This window comes from Legionella resiliens (genome assembly GCF_021344005.1).
In the GTDB taxonomy this organism is placed as follows: domain Bacteria; phylum Pseudomonadota; class Gammaproteobacteria; order Legionellales; family Legionellaceae; genus Legionella; species Legionella resiliens.
In genome coordinates, this window is sequence record NZ_JAJTND010000004.1 from 1,410,428 (window position 1) to 1,429,209 (window position 18,782).

Sequence of the window (18,782 nt, forward strand, 5' to 3'; positions counted from 1 at the left end):
GATAGGATTTAAGGATGACAAAAACGACTTTAATCGAATTTCCCTGTTACTTTCCTATAAAAATAATAGGGAATAATTCGCCCGTTTTTCTTGAAGAAATCAGACAAATTGCCGTCACTCACTTTCCTCATATTAAGGAAGATGCACTGACTCATAAAATGAGTAAAGACTCTAATTATTTAGCAATCACAGTCACCGTTTTTGCTGAAAATCAAGACATGCTTGACGTATTTTATAGAGCCATTACTCAGCATCCAGAAGTAAAAATGGTTCTATAATGAAAATACGACAGCTAGGTATTCAAAACTACAATGATGTTTGGCTGCTAATGAAGGAATTTACACAAAAGCGCGAAGAAACTACTCAAGATGAGCTTTGGCTTTTAGAACATTTTCCAGTTTATACTCAAGGACAGGCGGGAAAGCCCGAACATATACTAAATCCTGCGTCCATACCTGTGGTACAATCTGATCGCGGAGGGCAAGTAACCTATCATGGACCAGGCCAGCTCGTTGCCTATGTTTTAATGGATATTAGAAGAAAAAATTTAGGAATAAGATCCTTGGTTGGTAAATTGGAACAGGTATTATTATCCGTTCTTGCACTTTATCAAATAGAAGCTTCTATTCGTTGCGGCGCACCTGGGGTCTACGTAAATGAGCAAAAAATAGCTTCAATAGGCTTAAGAGTAAAAAACGGCTGTACTTATCATGGAATTGCTCTCAATGTCGATATGGACTTAAAACCTTTCTCAGGAATAAATCCTTGTGGATTTGAAAAAATGGAAATGACTCAAATAAGCCATTTTGTTCCTGCGGTACAAATGGATACAGTCAATCAGCATTTTGTGCAATATTTTCTGCAACAATTTTATCCCTGAAAAAATATGAACTTGTTCGTAGACTATGTACAGCCACTGACTAACTGGTTGCAACAAAACCCTCACTGGTCTTTATTCATCACATTTCTTATTTCCTTAACTGAGTCTTTGGCAATTGTGGGCAGTATTGTACCTGGTAGTGTCACAATGACTGCCATAGGAATACTTGCTGGCTCAGGAATTATGCGTATTGATCTTACATTATTAGCAGCGATTTTAGGTGCGGTTGCCGGCGATAGTCTAAGTTACCTACTGGGTTATTATTATAGTGATCGATTGCTTGAAATTTGGCCGTTTAGTAAGTACCCCAAATGGATACAATATGGCAAAGATTTTTTTGAAACCCATGGTGGAAAAAGCGTATTAATTGGTCGTTTTGTTGGCCCCTTACGCTCAATTATTCCAGTTATTGCTGGAATAATGCATATGAAGCAATGGCGTTTTTTTGTAGCAAATGTTATATCTGCAATTGGTTGGTCTATTTTGTATATAATGCCGGGGGTTGTAATAGGAGCAGCCAGTCACGAGTTATCCACAGAAAGTGCGACGCGTTTATTTTTATTAATCCTTATTTTGCTCGCTGGAATTTGGTTATTTAGCATATTTATAAAATGGTTGATTAGGTTAGTAAGCTCTTTTTTAAAAGTCTATTTACATAATTTCTGGCTAAAACTAAAAAATAATTCACTTTTGGTTTATGTATATGATGCGTTTACGCCACAAGATGAAGCGAATCATTATCATACTGCTTCTATTGTACTAATAACTCTGTTGTGCCTGCTTTTGTTCCTTATTCTTTTAGGATTAACCGTTACGACACAGTTCCTTGCTTTTATTAATCTTCCGACTCATTTGCTTTTACAAAGTTTTAATACCCCAATACTAAGAATATTTTTTATTTGTTGCACTCAATTAACATCTACACTAACGCTACTCACTCTTTTTATTATATGTTGTTGCTGGTTTATTTATAATAAAAATAGAGTGGCAGTTATTCATTTATGCAGTTTGATTTTTTTTAGTAGCTTTATAGCTCTAGCACTTACTTACCTTGTTAATAGTCCCAGGCCCCCGGGCCTGTTAGTTGTTATGCCAGGCTCTTCTTTTCCTGCGATTAACCTACTGATTGCTACTGCGTTGTACGGATTTATTTTGTTTTATATAAATAAAACCTATACCTTATTTACGGGTATGCTTAAGTCCATTGTATTTACAATTCTTAGCTTTAGTGGTTTAGGAACTCTTTATTTAGGGGATCATTGGTTCACAGATATTTTAGCATCCTACCTTCTAGGTACAACAATTTGTTTAATTCATTGCTTAAGTTATAGAAAATCAAATATTTCTTTGAAAAAAATGGCACATTCATCATTAATGATTCTTCCACTTTTTATCAGTATCTTTTTATCTTCATTAATAGCCACATTTATTAATTTTAAAACTTTATCTTATAATCATACCCCCTATTATAAAAAATTTACTTTGACCGAAAGAATATGGTGGGAACAGGAAAAACCTATTCTTCCAATTTATCAATTTAGCAGAATAGGAAAAAGAATCAGTTTTTTAAATCTTCAATTCGCAGGAGATTTGGATATATTACAAAATATCCTGGAAGAAAGTGGATGGCATTCCCACGAAGATTCATTTTTTACCAACTTGCTTATGCGAATGAGTCAACAACCAAACAGTGTTAAGCTTCCATTATTTACCCAATTATATGAAAATAAAGCGCCCATGCTGATTATGACGTATAAAGATCAACAGACTAAGTTAGGACTTGAATTAAGAGTCTGGGAGTCAAATTATAATTTGTCAAACGTAAACAAGCCATTATGGATAGGCAGCATTCATCCATCGAGTCGCGCGAACAAGCTAAAGAATAATTTGGGCTATTTTCCCAATTTAATTAATCCATTGGATTATATGTTTAAAGGGATACATCCTTTTGAAATCAAACAGATCAAACTTCCAGACACTATGATTAAGACAACAATATATCCAACACAGCCTTACCTGACCCTTATCAAAGAAAAATAAGCGTCCCTTGCAACTTTTACCCAGTAATAACCCGCCTTTTATTGAGCCTGTATATATTAAATCAATTATCTACAGATATTTTTAATGCAATTTAAAATCACTTTGCTTTTCAATTTCCTCATATGCTTTTGTCGTTGACTGATAACGCTCCCTAAAGCTACTAAATAATTTAGGTTTATCCTGAAGCGCTTCTTGGGAAATCGTATGTATTTCATCTAACATCCTCAGGGCTGCTTCTGGATGATTTTCTGCATACACGACTTTATCGTATATTTGCTTCATATGACTAGGTATTTGTTTGTCCACTCCATCAACCTTAATCTTTGCTTTGCTTCCCCATATGCCCAGCTCCCATGGAACAGTTTCTATTAATGATTTGATTTCTCCTAATGCAATAGATGCGTGATTTTGAGACTCTTCCTGTTTACATTTTTTATACTCTTCACTAATTCCTGGATTTTTTTCCAATAAGGCTTTGGAACATCTCAAATATTCATTTAAATCCTTTTTTACAGTCTTATCGATAATGTCCGGTGGAATATCATCTTGCGTGACCCCTGCCTCTTTTGATAATCTAGTTAGCACACTTTGTTCAACTCTCTCTTCAAATTTCTTATAAATATTCCGAATCCTTGACATAACAAGATACGTAAACTCTGCTGAGAGTAAATTTTCGGGCGTCTGAGCAAATTTTTTTTCTATATATTTTCCTGCATACCAATGTGCCGATTCTGTTTCTACTGCAGTTGGATTGTGCTTTGGGATAATAGAAACGGTATCCGTTCCATATAATTTGGCGAGCAAAGGTCTCATTTTGGAACTGAGCCCATAGGCTTCTGGTTCTCTCATAACTTCCGTCAAGACACCTCGTGCTGCTTGAATATCTTCATTTTCTGAATTAGCGGTGCTTTTTATCATAGACATTAAGTTTTCAGCTATTTGCTTCTCTTTATTACGTATTATTTTTGTCCTTTCTTTGGACTCAATTGAGGCCTTCTCTTCTTCTGTTAATTCAGATGTGTCACCCGATGCCTGTTTCCTGGCAATTGCATCCGCTGTAGCCGTTGTAACTGCTTTATCTACTTCTGATTGGATTGCTGTGCTCAACTCTTTTTGATAGGTTTCGTTCGATTCTTTTTTTGTGGCTTCATTGAGTTCATAGAGTGCGGACAGTAAAAGATCCATGCGTTTATCTCTATTCATTTGGCTTTTAGGGTCAAATGCGTCCGCAATTCGATTATATAAACCTTCTCTACGCTCTATCATGATTTACCTCTTGGACTACAACCAACTTAAAACGTTACATTCATGAGCACATGTGTTTAAATAACAAGCACGCCTGTTTTAATATTAGCTAATAAAAATTAATAAATTATTATGTCTTCGTAAAATTGGTATTCTGACCGGAATTATCTGAGGAGTAGCGCTGTTAGAAATAAGACTTTGATTCTGGCCTTTATCAAACCATATTCAGGTTAACCATTATATATACATATATAAAAATACTGTTATAACTACTTAGCTTTAAACTAAAGACCATTTAATTTTGAGAGTATGACTCCAATGTATGCACTGGGAAAATTAATCCAATGTCTTTTTCCATTAATTGCTCTAGTACTCTTTATTATTGGAACTAAAAAAAAGGCTATTGAGCACATCATTTCAGCGCTTTGGCTTAGCCTTATTGCTGCGCTCATTCATTTCCAATTCTCGGGAAATCAAATTTTTGGAACGTATTTTGGCTATCTTAATGCAGGAGTATATTCATTTAATTTACTCATATTGGTCCTATCCTTGATACATGTCATGTCACATTTGAGTATTAACGGTCCAGCTTTCAAATACACCAGCACATTTATTAACTCACTTTTAGTCGTAGGTGCATGTGTGGTTATTAGCAATCTTTGGATTAATGCCTTTTTTATAGAGAATAAGATGGAAGGGACACCCATAATACAAGTAGCTCTCTTTGACAAACCTGAGTATTGTGAGAGTAAGTATATTTTTTATAAAATTGATCAAGACAGTTCAGTAAACTATCTCTGTCCTAATCATTATGGTCTAGTACCGTCTGTAGGACATTTAGCTGCAAGCCCAGATTTCATTACAACACAATTATCCTTACCTGTAAAAAAACAAATTCTATTGAAACAAAAAAATAAAAGTTAAATCATTGATACGGTCCTTAAGACGGAATGTATAAGGATATGTAAGCGCATAATCCGGGTTTATTTTTACTCTTAGGTTAAATTGTTCTTTGAATTAATATTTGATAAGATTTCAACAACCCACCACTTTACTATTTATATGAAACAGTTATTTGCTTTTGTCATAATGATTTTCAGTTTCAATTGCTATGCTATGGCTCCTAAACTGGATTGGGATCAAGCAGTTGATAAAGCAATAAAACGTTATGGCTTACGCGTTGAGCCCCGACTTAAATCATATTTCTCCAAAGCAGGAGTAAGTTATCCTCCACGTGATATCGCGTTGCTCGCATTTAAATCAGAAAGAAAGGTGGAACTCTGGGCTAAAAATTCTAATCAAATCTGGAAACATATCCACGATTATCCTTTAACTGGATTTAGTGGCCGGTTAGGGCCTAAGTTGCGTGAAAATGACAAGCAAATTCCTGAGGGTGTTTATAGACTGGTTAACTTTAATCCTTTTAGCAGCATGCATTTATCAATGATGATTAATTATCCCAACAACTTCGATAGACAAAAAGGTTATCAGGATGGGAGAACCAATCTAGGTAATAATATTTTTATTCATGGAAAGGACTTATCCGTAGGCTGTTTAGCTGTAGGCGATCTTGCTATAGATCAACTTTTTATTTTAGCGCGCCGTGTTGGTCTGAGTCATATTCAGGTAATTATCGCACCCAATGATCTGCGTAAGAGCAAACCGTCTACCTCTACTTTTGCTCAACCTAGATGGCTTCCTGAATTGTATAAGCAGATTGCAGAATCACTGAAACCATTCGGCAAGAAAAAATATACAGCCTAATAATCAGTATTGTAGCCTGAACGCAGCGCATTAGAGCCAGGTTTTTAATCATTCCAAGACCACCGGGTTTATTTCGCTGCACCTTGGCTACGGTTTTTTTAATATCAATTATTCTTTAGGCAACGAAGCTAAAAACTCAGTTACTTCTTTAGGAGTTAATTCGTAACACTGTCCACGTGATAAATATCTTGGCATTGCTAATACGCCATAGCGAATTCGAATTAATCGACTAACCTCTAAACCTTGTGATTCCCATAAGCGTCGTACTTCTCTATTACGGCCCTCATTTAAAGTTACATGATACCAAGAGTTCGCTCCCTCTCCACCACGAAACTCCACACGAGTAAACTTAGCCACTCCATCTTCTAACTCAACACCCTTTTGAAGATTATTTAAAGCATCAGGACTAATTTGGCCGTGAACTCTAACCGCATACTCTCTTTCTAATCCATATTTTGGATGCATTAATTGATTGGCTAAATCACCATTATTGGTAAAGATAAGTAACCCTGATGTATTCAAATCCAGACGCCCTACCTGAACCCAACGCCCCTGTCGTAAATGAGGCAGATGATCAAAAACTGTTTTTTCAAATTTAGGATCATGGCGGCTTGAGATTTCACCTACAGGTTTATGATAAAGCAGAATACGAATATTTTGTCTTATTTTAAGTGGATTAGGGATTAGTTTTCCTTTTACCGTAATTTTATCCTCAGCCCCTGCCGAATCACCTATTTTTGCTGGTTTTCCATTAACTTGAACCCAACCATTTTCTATCCAACGCTCCATTTCACGTCGGGAACCAAGGCCAGCCTGGCTTAATATTTTTTGTAACCTTTCGCTGCTCATTCAGTAATATACTCTTCATTAGGATTATGTAAGTTCAATGTTTCCATAACCTGGGGTAAGGTTGGAAGTTCATTTAAGTATTTTAAATTAAAATAATTTAAAAATTCTCGTGTAGTTGTATATACAGCGGGCTTACCCGCAACATTTTTATAACCAGAAACACGAATCCATTCTCTTTCCAACAATGTCTTTATTATTTGACTGCTTACTGCAACACCACGTATCTCTTCTATATCTGCTCGAGTAACTGGTTGCTTATAAGCAATAATAGCTAAAGTTTCAAGTAAAGCCCGAGAATATTTAGCTGGTTTTTCAATTTGCATGCGTGCAATCCAGTTACTATATTCTTTTTTGGTCTGTATGATAAACCCAGTCGCTACTTGAACAACTTCAAATGATCGAGATAGAAAGTCCTCTTTTAAGTCATTAATAATAATACCCAAATGTTCTTTAGTAGGTCTTTGCCATTCATCAAAAACCTCTAATAGCCCATCCAAAGAGATCGGTTCATTAGCACTTAATAGTATTGCCTCAACTATGTTTTTTAGTTCTTTTTCGTCCATCTTATGCTGCTCGTAAATGTATTGGCGAAAATGCTTCATTTTGGGTAATTACAATGAGCGATTGTCTTGCTAATTCTAAAATAGCTAATAGGGAAACAACTAACCCAACGCGTCCCTCTTTAATAGAAAATAATTGATTAAATTCTAAAACATTGTGTTCCTGGAGTAGTAACAAAATGTTACTCATGCGCTCACGCACAGAGAGCGCCTCCCTCGAGACCTGATGATGGCTTGTGTGCTCTTCTCGTTGTAATAATGATTTCATGGCTTCAACTAAATCCTCAAGAGTCACTTCAGGATGAATTATTATTTGCTCAAATTCAGAGGGATTTACTTGAATAATAAAATGATCTCGTTCTTGTCGCGGAAGAGCATCAAGCAATTCCGCTGCAATTTTAATTTGTTCATACGCTTGAAGTTTCCGTACGAGGCTCATACGAGGATCCTCTTCCTCATCTTCCTCATTTACAGCAGGGGACGGTAATAACAGACGCGATTTGATTTCTGCAAGCATTGCCGCCATCAATAAATAATCAGCAGCTAACTCCAAGCGCCTACATTCCATTAATTGAATGTAGTGCAAATATTGCTTAGTAATGCTTACAATCGGAATATCCAATATATCAATATTCTGTTTGCGAATGAGATATAAAAGCAAATCGAGTGGACCGCTAAAGGAGTCTAGCAATACCTCAAGTGCATCGGGGGGAATGAATAAATCATCCGGAAACTCTGTAAGCTCCTTACCATCAACTACTGCTTTTACTTCCGATTGACTTGATAATTCAATATCCATGCTAATAACTCATTCTTATTAGATTCTTCATAGATATACCTTTAAAGATCGAACACGCATTTATAAACCTAATGGGAAATAAACCAAAACCCGGACGATACAATATTTAGTCCAGGCTTGCTTTTAAAAATAATCATAGAACAATCGAGCATTAATAATCGAGTCCCATAACTTCCCGAACTGTACTCAAATTTTTACAAGCCACTTCTCGCGCCGACTCGCTGCCTTCAGAAACAATTCGTTTTACTGAACTTAAATCAGATTCATATTCAGCAATTGATTCCTGAATGGGTTGTAATTCTTTGTTGATCGCGTCCACAACCGGTCTTTTACATTCGATGCAACCAATTCCAGCAGTGCGACATCCTTTTTGTACCCAATCTTTCACTTCATTATTTGAGTAAATTTTATGGAATTGCCAAACTGGACATTTTTCAGGCTCACCAGGATCAGTTCGTTTGACTCGAGCAGGATCAGTTGGCATAGTCAATACCTTTTTCTCAACCTGAGCAGGCGGCTCTCTGAGCATAATTGTATTGTGGTAGGACTTAGACATTTTTTGTCCGTCAAGACCAGGCATTTTTGCAGTTTCTGTAAGTAATGGATAAGGTTCGGGTAGAATAATTTTACCACTACCCTCTAAATAACCTAATAGACGCTCTTTATCACCAATAGACAAGTTAGATTGATCTTCTAAAAGAGCTTGTGCTGTTTTAATCGCTTCATGATTTCCATGCTCCTGAAACTGTCGACGTAACTCACTATAATATTTACTGTTCTTTTTTCCCATTTTTTTAATTGCTTCAGATGCTAATTCTTCAAAATTAGGTTCCTTGCCATAGATATGATTAAACCTTCGCGCAATTTCTCTGGTAAGTTCAATATGAGATACCTGATCTTCACCAACAGGAACGTAATCGGCATGGTAAATCAGAACATCAGCGCTTTGTAACAAGGGATAGCCTAAAAAACCATACGTTGATAAGTCCTTTTCTTTTAGTTTTTCTTGCTGATCTTTGAAACTAGGCACCCTCTCTAACCATCCCAAAGGAGTAATCATAGATAAAAGTAAATGCAGTTCAGCATGTTCAGGGACCCAGGACTGAATAAATATTCGTGATAAGCCGGGATTCACTCCACAAGCCAGCCAATCCACAATCATATCCCATAGATGTTCCTCTATAAAACCAGGCTCATCATATTGTGTTGTTAAACCATGCCAATCCGCTGCAAAAAAAAAGCAATCATATTGATGTTGTAATTTAATCCAATTTTTTATTACACCATGGTAGTGTCCAAGATGTAATCTGCCACTGACTCTCATTCCAGAAACAACTCGTTTATTGGAACTAAATAATGCTGACATCAATATCCTCTTATAAATAAATTAACTTACCTGAAGGGTTCAGGATCACCTTTACCTTCTCTTACTATCACTGGATAATCACCAGTCAAATCAACTACTGTTGTGGGCTCTTGACCACAATGCCCCCCATCAATAACCAAATCGATTTGCTCTCCCAAAATATCGCGGATCGCTTCAGGTTCACTCAGTGGGGCCTTAGCACCAGGAAGAATTAAAGTAGTACTCATTAAAGGAGCCTCAAGACACTCCAACAATGCAAGGGTAATCGTATTATCTGGAATACGTAATCCTAGAGTTTTTCTTTTTGGATGCAACATTAAACGAGGCACTTCATGGGTTGCATTAAGAATAAAAGTATAAGAACCTGGGGTGAATGCTTTCAATAATCGGAATATTGGATTAGATACTCTGGCATAAGTACCAAGCTGAGATAAATCACGGCAAACAAGAGTCATATTATGATTTTTATCCAATTGGCGCAATCTTCTAATACGTTCAAGTGCTGCTTTATTACCTAATCCACAACCCAAGGCATAACCTGAGTCTGTAGGATAAACAATTAACCCGCCGTCCTCAATAATATTCACCGCCTTCCTCAACAAACGAGCTTGCGGATTATCGGGATGTAATGCAAAAAACTGACTCATAAAGTCCCCTGTTAGATGTTCCATTCATGCCAAATAGGTGTACAGTTAACCGGTAGCTGTTTTTGACTTCCAAGGTTCACGCGCGAAGACGTATCACCATGATAATCTGAACCAGAAGAAGCCAACAAATGGAATCTTAGGCATGTAGCGGCCAATTCATTCACTTCAGTTACTGTCATTTCACCTGAAACCACTTCTATTCCTACTCCACCAGTTGCTTTAAATTCGTTAATTAACTCATGCAATTTGGAACGCGTCAATCCGTATTTAAGCGGATGAGCGATAACTGCCTGGCCATTTGCAGCAATAATACCCTCTATTGCTTCCTGAATGCTAATCCAGGGAGTAGGAACATAGGCTAATTTACCTCTACCTAGAAACCGTTTAAATGCAGTACTAAGATCAGGAGCTTTACCTTCATTAACAAGAAGCCTCGCAAAATGAGGCCTTCCCACTCGATCATGGCCCGCTAATTCGCATGCTTTTAAATAAGCATCTGAAATACCGAGTGACGCTAATACTGCTCCAATTTGTTGGGCCCGTACTACCCTGCTTTGATTTTGTCGTTCGATTAGTTCAAGAAGATCTACAGTATGATCAATGTGATAACCTAAAATGTGTAATTCATGCTTTTTCCATCGGACACTAAGCTCGATACCATTAATTATTTTTATTGATGTTGAAGAGGCAGCCTGCAATAATTCAGAATAGCCTGCGACAGTGTCATGGTCTGTAAGCGACAGACATCTGATTTTTTGATTTTGGGCTTTTTGTATTAATTCTGCAGGACTTAAAGCTCCGTCAGAAAAATTGCTATGGCAGTGAAGATCGATCATGAATTAGTGTTATATCAAAAAAATTGATTGTAGCATAAATCTTGCAGAAGATGAGCTTTCTGCACTATTCTTGTGTGCCTATACATCATTGCACGGTCAAAAGTATAATAAATACTATACTCATAATATATATTACTTTGTTGAGGAAAACCAAAAAATAATGATTCATAATGTTCATCATGTTAAATTATGTCGAAAATCAATTGCGGCGCGAAATAACAAACAAGCTGATTTTCTCGATGCAATTGACCGATCTGACATAACCTTTGCTGTTGGTCCTGCTGGAACTGGAAAAACTTATTTGGCTGTTTCTAAAGCCATACAATGTTTTGAAAAGGGTGAAGTTCAAAGATTGATTTTTGTAAGACCAGCAGTTGAAGCTGGAGAAAAACTAGGGTTTCTTCCAGGAGATTTAGTAGAAAAAGTACTTCCCTATTTGAGACCCATTTATGATGCATTATATGAAATGATAGGTTTTAAAGAAACACAAAAACTGATTCAAACAGATATTATCGAAGTTTTACCATTGGCGTTCATGCGTGGTAGAACTTTAAATGAGTCATTTATTATTCTTGATGAAGCACAAAATACAACCATTATGCAAATGAAAATGTTTTTAACTCGTATAGGTTTTGGCTCAAAAGCTGTAATAACCGGGGATATGACCCAGGTTGATTTGCCAAAAGGTATTGATTCGGGACTCGCCCATGCAGTAGGATTATTCAAAAAAATACCGGAAATTAGTATTCATACTTTCACAAGCCGTGAAGTAGTAAGACATCCGTTAGTATCTAAAATTGTTGATTGCTATGATAACGCATCAACAGGAAAAAAATAATGAGTTATTATATCGATATTCAAAATGCCACTGATGAACCCCTACCTTTCAGTGAAGAAGAATTAACACGTTTGGCATCACTGGCTTTACGGGATTATCAAAAAGAAGCTGAACTCACTGTTCGTTTGGTTACACCAGACGAAATGATCCACTTAAACGGTACATACAGAAAGCAAAATAAAACGACCAATGTGTTGGCATTTCCGAGTGCTTTACCACCTGAAATTCAATTGGAATGCCCTTTATTAGGTGATGTTATTATTTGTCCGCAAGTCTTGTTAGAAGAAAGCAAGCAACTTAAAAAAACGCTGGAATCACATTGGGCATTGATTTTGATTCATGGAATCTTGCATTTATTGGGCTATGATCATATTAAGGATGATGAATCAGTCATAATGCAAGCTATTGAAATTAAATTATTAGCTGAACTTGGATTTTCTAATCCTTATGACGCAGAGGGTAATGAACTTGAATAAAGAGGAAGATAGTAATACGTGGTTCGCTCGGTTTAAGCAGTTTTTGCAAGGAGAACCACAAAATCAAGAGGAGCTTGTAAGTTTATTAAGAGATGCTCAAATTCGTTCGCTTATTAGTGCTGAGACTTTAGCAATGATCGAAGGGGCTATTTCTTTCTCCAAAATGCGTGTCCGAGACATCATGCTGCCAAAAAATCAAATGGTTTGCATTAAACAAGATGATGAATTCGGCGATATTATCAAAACAGTGACCCAAACTGGTCATTCAAGATTCCCCGTGATCGCTGGAGATTCAGATGAAATCATTGGGATATTGCATGCAAAAGATTTATTACGCTATCAATCTACTAACCTTGGCACCTTTGATTTGCTGGATATTTGTCGTCAGGTTACTTTTGTTCCTGAAAGTAGGCGCTTAGACAGCTTACTCAGTGAGTTCCGCAGTAATAAAAATCACATGGCTATTGTTGTAGACGAATATGGCGAAGTTTCAGGCTTTGTAACCATTGAAGACATTATCGAACAGATAATTGGCGATATCGAAGATGAATTTGATATCGATGAAGATGCCTACATTAAAGTACATGAAGACGGACACTATATTGTTAAAGCCCATATGCCTATTGATGAATTTAATGAGCAACTTCAAGCAGATTTTAGTGATGAATTTTATGATACAATAGGTGGCATTGTAATGAATAGTTTTGGTCGTTTACCTTCACGAGGGGAAACCATTACAATTGATTCTTTTGAGTTTAGGATTATCAATGCAGATGCCAGAAGAATCAAGTTGATGGAATGTATTGATAAACGCAAGGCATAATGAATCATGAATGGTAATATTCTCATAATTGATGACGATATAGAGTTGACCGATTTATTAACCCAATATCTGGAACCTGAGGGTTTCCATGCTGTTTGTGTTCATGATGGTGAAAGCGGGGTAAAAAAAGCCTTAAATCAGTCTTTTGATGCAATAATTCTTGATGTTATGTTACCTAAGCTAAACGGCTTTGAGGTATTAAAGGCTATTCGTGAACATTTGGAAACTCCTGTCCTCATGTTAACCGCTCGGGGTGATGATATAGATCGTATTGTAGGTCTGGAAATAGGCGCAGATGATTATTTACCCAAACCATGTAATCCACGGGAACTGGTAGCGCGTTTACGAGCAATTTTAAGACGTACACAAAAAATTCCTACTTCAAGACCTATCATCGAACAACATAATATTGTAGTTGACTGTTCCAAGCGTCATGTAACTATGGCTGGAAATTATCTTGAACTCACAAACGCTGAGTTTAATATTTTAGAGATGCTTATTAAATCACCAGGACAAGCATTTTCAAAAGAAGAACTTACTGAATATGCTCTTGGCAGAAAATACACTGCCTATGATCGTAGCATCGATGTTCACATCAGTAACTTAAGAAATAAATTAGGTGATAACCCACAAGGTGAGCCTATAGTTAAGACCGTTCGTGGATTTGGATATATGTTTAATGCGTAGTTTGTATTGGAAAATTTTTATTTCATTTTGGCTAGCCACAATACTTATTATTTTCACTACCGCCTGGATAATCAGTTACATTGTACACAAATCATCATTACCCGCCCAAGAACAATTATTTATGGATAGCTATGCAAATGCGGCGGTTGCAACCTATGAATCAGGAAGACAAACTGCATTATTAAAATGGTTGAATAAAATTGGTATTTCACGCCATATGTCAATTTATTTGTTAACCAGTACTGGTGAAATTATTGGCACACAAGCTGCACCAGAAAATGTAAAAAAAGTTGCAGAAAATCTACTCCAGGATCAGCTGAGTGAAGGTATTTTAAAATCAGAGAAACTTATTGTTAGTCATGAAATCTTATCAACTTCAGGAAAATTTTACCGGCTTGCTGCAGTAAGTGAAAAACCCATCTATCATTTTGTCAGTGTTCCTTGGGCTGGCCTTGCTATTCGCCTCACCTTAGCAACGTTTATTAGCGGTCTTATTTGTTATTTATTATCACGATATTTAACTCAACCGTTACGATCTTTGGGGCTGGCAGCTAAATCAATTGCTACTGGAAAGTTAAATACACGTGTTGGTCATTTAAGAGGGCATCATAATGATGAAATAGCTCAATTAAGCCATGAATTTGATCGTATGGCAGAGCAACTGGAAACACTAGTTAGCTCAAAAGAAAGATTGTTACAAGATATTTCACATGAATTGCGCTCCCCTCTTGCTCGCCTACAAATTGCTATTGAATTAGGACGAAATAAAACACTCCATTTGGCAGATACTGAATTTAAGCGCATGGAACTTGAATGTTCCAGATTAAATGCTTTAATTACAGAAATACTGGAATTTGCTCGCTTGGAAAAATCAACAACTGATCTCAATTTAAACGAAATTGATCTTTCTACTCTTTTATTTAATGTCATTAACGATGCCAATTATGAAGTTGGAGAAGAAACACATCGCGTCAAAGCAGGAATAATTGAGCCCTGTTGTATATTAATCGATGAACGTCTGATTCACAGAGCAATAGAAAATGTAGTTCGCAATGCACTACATTACTCGCCTGCCAGCGAACAAGTTATTGTTTCATTAAAATACGATAAAACTAAAGAACATGTATATATTGATATTAGTGATAAAGGTCCGGGCGTACCTGAAGACCAGCTAGAGAGAATATTTAATCCATTTTATCGTGTGGACACGTCAAGAACAAAAAAAACAGGTGGATATGGCTTAGGATTAGCCATCGCTTTTCGCGCAATTCAATTACACCAGGGTGAAATTATGGCTTTAAATAATCCTGATGGGGGATTACTCGTACGAATTATTCTTCATTCAACACCCAAAATCAAAAATGAAACATCTGAATTGAATTCAGTTATGGATACGTAAATCATATAATATCTCATATGAACTAGAACTGTTTTTCTCTGTCTAATTAAGGTACAATATGCCGGGTAATAGGAGCATTAGGATTACTTTTATATGACCGTAGCCCAGAAATTAGACAAAGCAAGTGGCATCTTTTTCTTCACTGGCTTTTTGCTTTCAAAGCTCCAGTATATTCCTTTCCCGCTCGCATCAGCTATTTTCAGATTTGTTTCATTGGGAATCTATTCACTTGCTTATCTCGCTTGGCTTACAGCATCTCTTCTCCACCCAGATCATCCAGTGAATTACCGAAAATGGTACGGTTTTGCGCAAATTAAAGAACAATTTCTTTTGTCCTCATTTGTAGGGTTAACCGCAACGGTAATCAGTGTCGCTGCCGTTTTCGTACCTGTCCTATTTCCTCCAGCGGCATGGCTTTTCCTTATTGGTAATGCAATATGGGCAATTGGAGAATATCATAGATTTAAAAATCCACCGAAAAATGATGCCAACTACTCTTCGGACCGACAAAAAAATTATGTGTCTTATGCGGCAACATCAACCGCTATAAGTCTGGTTGCAGCGATTGCTGCTACCCTTATATTTTTCTTTCCACCCATGGCAATACCCATTACTATTTTTTCTCTGATTATTTGTGCAGGACTCGGTGCATTGGCATTTGAATTCTGGTTAAATTGCACTTTTGGAAATCATAAACCAGACCAAATTCCAGAAAGTTACACAGACATAGGCGATAGCTTAGGTCCTTCAATTTCTGAAGAACTTTCTAACTCACCAGAACCAGGTTTCTTCAATTGTTTATTTCCTAAGCCCAAAAAATCTTCTAGTTCTAATACTGTTGAATTGCTTGATATTAAAGAAAATCATGTGGAGCATAGTCTTCAGGGTAAGACTCTTCTATAATTGACTTCTTTCAGTTCTACTTAAGTTTTATTATGGATCAAACAATTGCGAAAATGATTTCAAATGCACATAAGGCGCTTGCTCACTCTTACTCACCCTACTCCAAATTTAGCGTGGCCTGCTGTATTTGTACTGATAAAGATAATTTATATACAGGTGTTAATGTAGAAAATAGCTCTTATGGTTTGGCTGTGTGTGCAGAAACCTCAGCAATTTCTGCTATGGTTTCTGCAGGCGAGCAATGTATCAAAAGTATGGTTGTTTTGGCAGGAACAAATTTATTATGTTCACCTTGTGGGGCGTGTAGGCAAAGAATTTATGAATTTTCAACGCCTGATACCCTGATCCATCTATGTGATAAAAATTCAATATTACATAGCTTAAAGATTGATGAACTCCTGCCATTGGCTTTTAAATTTGATTTTAACCCTTAGGCTCTGCTTACATTTTGCAAGATAGTAGAAATGAAAACAGACTCTAATTAATAGGAAGATTTTTATGACAGATTCAGAACCAAAGCAGAGCTATGCCCATTTAGCGGCAAATTATATTAAAAAATTATATCCTTCATTTAAACCAACTATAGGTGTGGTATTGGGATCGGGTTTAGGTAAATTTGCTGAGGAATTGCACGATTCAATTTGTATCAGTTACGAAGAATTACCTGGATTCCCCAAGATTACTGTACAAGGCCATGGTGGTAATTTAATTTTTGGATATTGGAATAATGTGGGTGTTATATGCTTACAAGGTCGAGCTCATACGTATGAAGGTTTGGAAAACTATGAAACAGTTAAAACCTATATTCGTACCTTAAAGCTCTTAGGGTGTAATTATTTCATAGCCACTAACGCCTCTGGCTCATTAAGAGAGGATGTTGGCCCAGGTGAATTAATGCTTATTTCCGATCATATCAATTTACAGCCTAGTAATCCCTTAATTGGTCCAAATGATGATGAGTTTGGCCCAAGATTTTATCCTTTAGATAATGCTTATGATAAAGAAATGCGTTTTAATTTATTATCCATCGCGGCAAAAAACTCAATCCAGCTTACAGAAGGAGTTTACATTTCTGTACTAGGCCCACACTACGAAACTGCTGCTGAAATCAGAGCATTTAAACTTTGGGGAGCAGATGCTGTAGGAATGTCGACGGTTCCAGAAGTATTGGTAGCAAATCATTGTGGTATGCATGTAGCAGTTATTGCAATGATTACCAACTTTGCAACAGGTCTTTCGAAAACAGCCCACAGCCATGAATCGGTAATTGCGATGGCAGAAAGTGCCGCACAAAAGCTTAATTTCATTCTAAAACAGTATATTGCGAGTTTAAAATGAGTTTAGAAGCCCATTTTAATGAGGTTATGCACACATTGCTTGGCGGTTACACTCAGAGTGCCGTGACTACCAAGCAATTGATCCAGTCCATTGATCTTACCTTATTGGATGAAAATGCGACTATTGAATCACTAAATCAATTAAAATACAGTGCAAATCAAAACCATGTTGCTGCACTATGTGTTTATATACAGCATCTAGGTCAATTCTCTTCGCATAATACCATTGACTTAGCTACAGTAGTTAATTTCCCACAAGGAATTGAAGAGTTGTCTGATTCAATTGCAACTATAGAAAAAGGGTTTCAATTAGGTGCTGCAGAAATTGACTATGTTTTTCCTTATCGTATTTATCTACAGGGTCAAAAGCAAAAGGCTTTAAATCAATGTCAAGCTATTGCGCAATTATGCAAAGAACAAAAACTTGTTTTAAAAATTATTTTAGAAACGGGTTCTTTCCCTGATAGAGAAACCATTTATAACGCAAGTAAAGAGTTAATTGAATTAGAATGTGATTTTATTAAAACCTCAACAGGTAAAAATCAAACAGGAGCATCTTTATCGGCAGTATTTGCAATTTTAAGCGCTATTCGAGATACAAATACAGGTTGTGGGATTAAGATTTCTGGAGGCATTAGAAAACCGCAGCACGCTTACAATTATGCAAGACTCGCAGAGCTAATGCTTGACAAGCAAATTAATAAGAGTTGGTTTCGAATTGGAACCAGCAGTTTATTGGAAGAATTGTTAAAAATAAATTAATTCTCGGTTATACTGCGCGTGACCGCAAAATTAATGTTAATGTGACCTGGATAATTCCCATTTACTGAAGATAGTCCTATTTAATGGGTATATTATTTCGGTCATGTTCCTAACTGGAGTTTAAGTCCTATGATTCGAAAAAACTTATTTAAGTCCGTTTTAGTATTACTTTTTGGTTTCATTTTACTTAGTTGTAACAAAACATTACCTCCTGGTGAGTATGATTCAGCTGAGGTAGGTAAAGTTAAAAAAGTAATTCCAGGCACGATTATTTCAAAGCGACCTGTAAATTTACGTCGAAATATGAGCAATATTACTAAAAAAACAAGCAATAGTTTTGAAGATAATGGTTACAGTCAATCGCGTGGCGTTGAGTATGTGATTCGATTAAATTCAGGCGGAATTATTTCTGTAGTTCAGGCTGAAGATCTCAAGCTAAAAACGAAACAAAAAATTCTTGTAATCTATGGAAAAAACACACGTGTTGTTGCAGATAATGGTAGCGAAGCTTATTAAAACCTGAGCTCTATAGAGTGTGCTAATAATTCCTCTACTACTCCTCCGTACCGCG

Annotated in this window: 22 protein-coding genes; 15 read left to right on the forward strand and 7 right to left on the reverse strand. The window is 36.5% G+C overall.

The features are described 5' to 3' along the window. Window positions 1-14 precede the first annotated feature (14 nt). From LXO92_RS11635 to LXO92_RS11645, 3 genes are read left to right on the forward strand one after another with little or no spacing between them, the layout of a single operon-like run. Entirely contained in the window at window positions 15-278 is a 264-nt protein-coding gene (locus LXO92_RS11635) for a YbeD family protein (protein WP_182349754.1), read from the forward strand. Then, the gene (gene lipB, locus LXO92_RS11640) at window positions 278-880 is read left to right on the forward strand and encodes a lipoyl(octanoyl) transferase LipB (protein WP_232891022.1); all 603 of its coding nucleotides are present in this window, start codon (window positions 278-280) and stop codon (window positions 878-880) included. Before LXO92_RS11635 ends, lipB begins: the two co-directional genes overlap by 1 nt. A gap of 6 nt (window positions 881-886) precedes the next feature. Further along, entirely contained in the window at window positions 887-2,920 is a 2,034-nt protein-coding gene (locus LXO92_RS11645; RefSeq protein WP_182349756.1) for a VTT domain-containing protein, read from the forward strand. Between the two features lie 81 nt (window positions 2,921-3,001). Here LXO92_RS11645 and LXO92_RS11650 read toward each other — a convergent pair whose 3' ends face one another. Beyond that, window positions 3,002-4,186, reverse strand: coding sequence for a hypothetical protein (locus LXO92_RS11650; protein ID WP_182349757.1), 1,185 nt, complete (start codon window positions 4,184-4,186; stop codon window positions 3,002-3,004). Window positions 4,187-4,483: 297 nt separating this feature from the next. On the opposite strand from LXO92_RS11650, the gene LXO92_RS11655 reads away from it, so the two are divergent. Together LXO92_RS11655 and LXO92_RS11660 are read left to right on the forward strand one after the other, a co-directional pair. Next, window positions 4,484-5,089 carry a type I secretion system protein LssZ gene (locus tag LXO92_RS11655; RefSeq protein WP_182349758.1) on the forward strand — a complete coding sequence of 202 codons (606 nt, stop codon included), beginning with the start codon at window positions 4,484-4,486 and terminating at the stop codon, window positions 5,087-5,089. A 192-nt stretch (window positions 5,090-5,281) separates the two neighbouring features. After that, window positions 5,282-5,929 (forward strand): L,D-transpeptidase family protein, encoded by a 648-nt coding sequence (locus LXO92_RS11660; protein WP_370529161.1) that lies wholly within the window; start codon window positions 5,282-5,284, stop codon window positions 5,927-5,929. 108 nt (window positions 5,930-6,037) lie between these two features. Here the strand turns inward: LXO92_RS11660 and rluB are convergent, their stop codons facing one another. The 6 genes from rluB to LXO92_RS11690 all read right to left on the reverse strand — a co-directional run bounded on the left by rluB (window position 6,038) and on the right by LXO92_RS11690 (window position 10,986). After that, window positions 6,038-6,778: a 23S rRNA pseudouridine(2605) synthase RluB gene (rluB, locus tag LXO92_RS11665; RefSeq protein WP_182349760.1), complete on the reverse strand. Its 741-nt coding sequence runs from the start codon at window positions 6,776-6,778 to the stop codon at window positions 6,038-6,040. Then, window positions 6,775-7,341 (reverse strand): SMC-Scp complex subunit ScpB, encoded by a 567-nt coding sequence (scpB, locus tag LXO92_RS11670; RefSeq protein ID WP_182349761.1) that lies wholly within the window; start codon window positions 7,339-7,341, stop codon window positions 6,775-6,777. The genes rluB and scpB overlap by 4 nt, the downstream gene beginning before the upstream one ends. Window position 7,342: 1 nt before the next feature. Then, the gene (locus LXO92_RS11675; RefSeq protein WP_182349762.1) at window positions 7,343-8,137 is read right to left on the reverse strand and encodes a segregation and condensation protein A; all 795 of its coding nucleotides are present in this window, start codon (window positions 8,135-8,137) and stop codon (window positions 7,343-7,345) included. Window positions 8,138-8,288: 151 nt separating this feature from the next. Continuing rightward, on the reverse strand, window positions 8,289-9,503 hold the full coding sequence (locus tag LXO92_RS11680; protein ID WP_182349763.1) for a tryptophan--tRNA ligase: 1,215 nt from the start codon (window positions 9,501-9,503) through the stop codon (window positions 8,289-8,291). 26 nt (window positions 9,504-9,529) lie between these two features. Beyond that, complete coding sequence (locus tag LXO92_RS11685) at window positions 9,530-10,150, reverse strand: L-threonylcarbamoyladenylate synthase (protein WP_182349764.1); 621 nt, start codon at window positions 10,148-10,150, stop codon at window positions 9,530-9,532. Between the two features lie 11 nt (window positions 10,151-10,161). Then, the gene (locus LXO92_RS11690) at window positions 10,162-10,986 is read right to left on the reverse strand and encodes a PHP domain-containing protein (protein WP_182349765.1); all 825 of its coding nucleotides are present in this window, start codon (window positions 10,984-10,986) and stop codon (window positions 10,162-10,164) included. A gap of 160 nt (window positions 10,987-11,146) precedes the next feature. Here LXO92_RS11690 and LXO92_RS11695 point away from each other — a divergent pair, with 160 nt between their 5' ends. The 10 genes from LXO92_RS11695 (at window position 11,147) to LXO92_RS11740 (ending at window position 18,727) form a co-directional block, all read left to right on the forward strand. Beyond that, entirely contained in the window at window positions 11,147-11,824 is a 678-nt protein-coding gene (locus LXO92_RS11695; RefSeq protein WP_182349766.1) for a PhoH family protein, read from the forward strand. After that, window positions 11,824-12,300, forward strand: coding sequence for an rRNA maturation RNase YbeY (gene ybeY / locus LXO92_RS11700; RefSeq protein ID WP_182349767.1), 477 nt, complete (start codon window positions 11,824-11,826; stop codon window positions 12,298-12,300). The genes LXO92_RS11695 and ybeY overlap by 1 nt, the downstream gene beginning before the upstream one ends. After that, window positions 12,287-13,123, forward strand: a complete 837-nt coding sequence (locus LXO92_RS11705; RefSeq protein WP_232891023.1) for a CorC family transporter — start codon at window positions 12,287-12,289, stop codon at window positions 13,121-13,123. Before ybeY ends, LXO92_RS11705 begins: the two co-directional genes overlap by 14 nt. A 6-nt stretch (window positions 13,124-13,129) precedes the next feature. Further along, on the forward strand, window positions 13,130-13,810 hold the full coding sequence (cpxR, locus tag LXO92_RS11710) for a two-component system response regulator CpxR (RefSeq protein ID WP_182349769.1): 681 nt from the start codon (window positions 13,130-13,132) through the stop codon (window positions 13,808-13,810). Continuing rightward, on the forward strand, window positions 13,803-15,209 hold the full coding sequence (gene cpxA, locus LXO92_RS11715) for a two-component system sensor histidine kinase CpxA (protein ID WP_182349770.1): 1,407 nt from the start codon (window positions 13,803-13,805) through the stop codon (window positions 15,207-15,209). Before cpxR ends, cpxA begins: the two co-directional genes overlap by 8 nt. A 93-nt stretch (window positions 15,210-15,302) precedes the next feature. After that, on the forward strand, window positions 15,303-16,112 hold the full coding sequence (locus tag LXO92_RS11720) for a hypothetical protein (RefSeq protein WP_182349771.1): 810 nt from the start codon (window positions 15,303-15,305) through the stop codon (window positions 16,110-16,112). Window positions 16,113-16,144: 32 nt separating this feature from the next. Further along, complete coding sequence (gene cdd, locus LXO92_RS11725) at window positions 16,145-16,546, forward strand: cytidine deaminase (RefSeq protein ID WP_182349772.1); 402 nt, start codon at window positions 16,145-16,147, stop codon at window positions 16,544-16,546. A gap of 64 nt (window positions 16,547-16,610) precedes the next feature. Then, window positions 16,611-17,450 (forward strand): purine-nucleoside phosphorylase, encoded by an 840-nt coding sequence (locus tag LXO92_RS11730; protein ID WP_182349773.1) that lies wholly within the window; start codon window positions 16,611-16,613, stop codon window positions 17,448-17,450. Further along, the gene (locus LXO92_RS11735) at window positions 17,447-18,211 is read left to right on the forward strand and encodes a deoxyribose-phosphate aldolase (RefSeq protein WP_232891024.1); all 765 of its coding nucleotides are present in this window, start codon (window positions 17,447-17,449) and stop codon (window positions 18,209-18,211) included. The genes LXO92_RS11730 and LXO92_RS11735 overlap by 4 nt, the downstream gene beginning before the upstream one ends. A 129-nt stretch (window positions 18,212-18,340) precedes the next feature. After that, window positions 18,341-18,727 (forward strand): hypothetical protein, encoded by a 387-nt coding sequence (locus tag LXO92_RS11740; RefSeq protein WP_182349775.1) that lies wholly within the window; start codon window positions 18,341-18,343, stop codon window positions 18,725-18,727. Window positions 18,728-18,782: the final 55 nt, after the last annotated feature.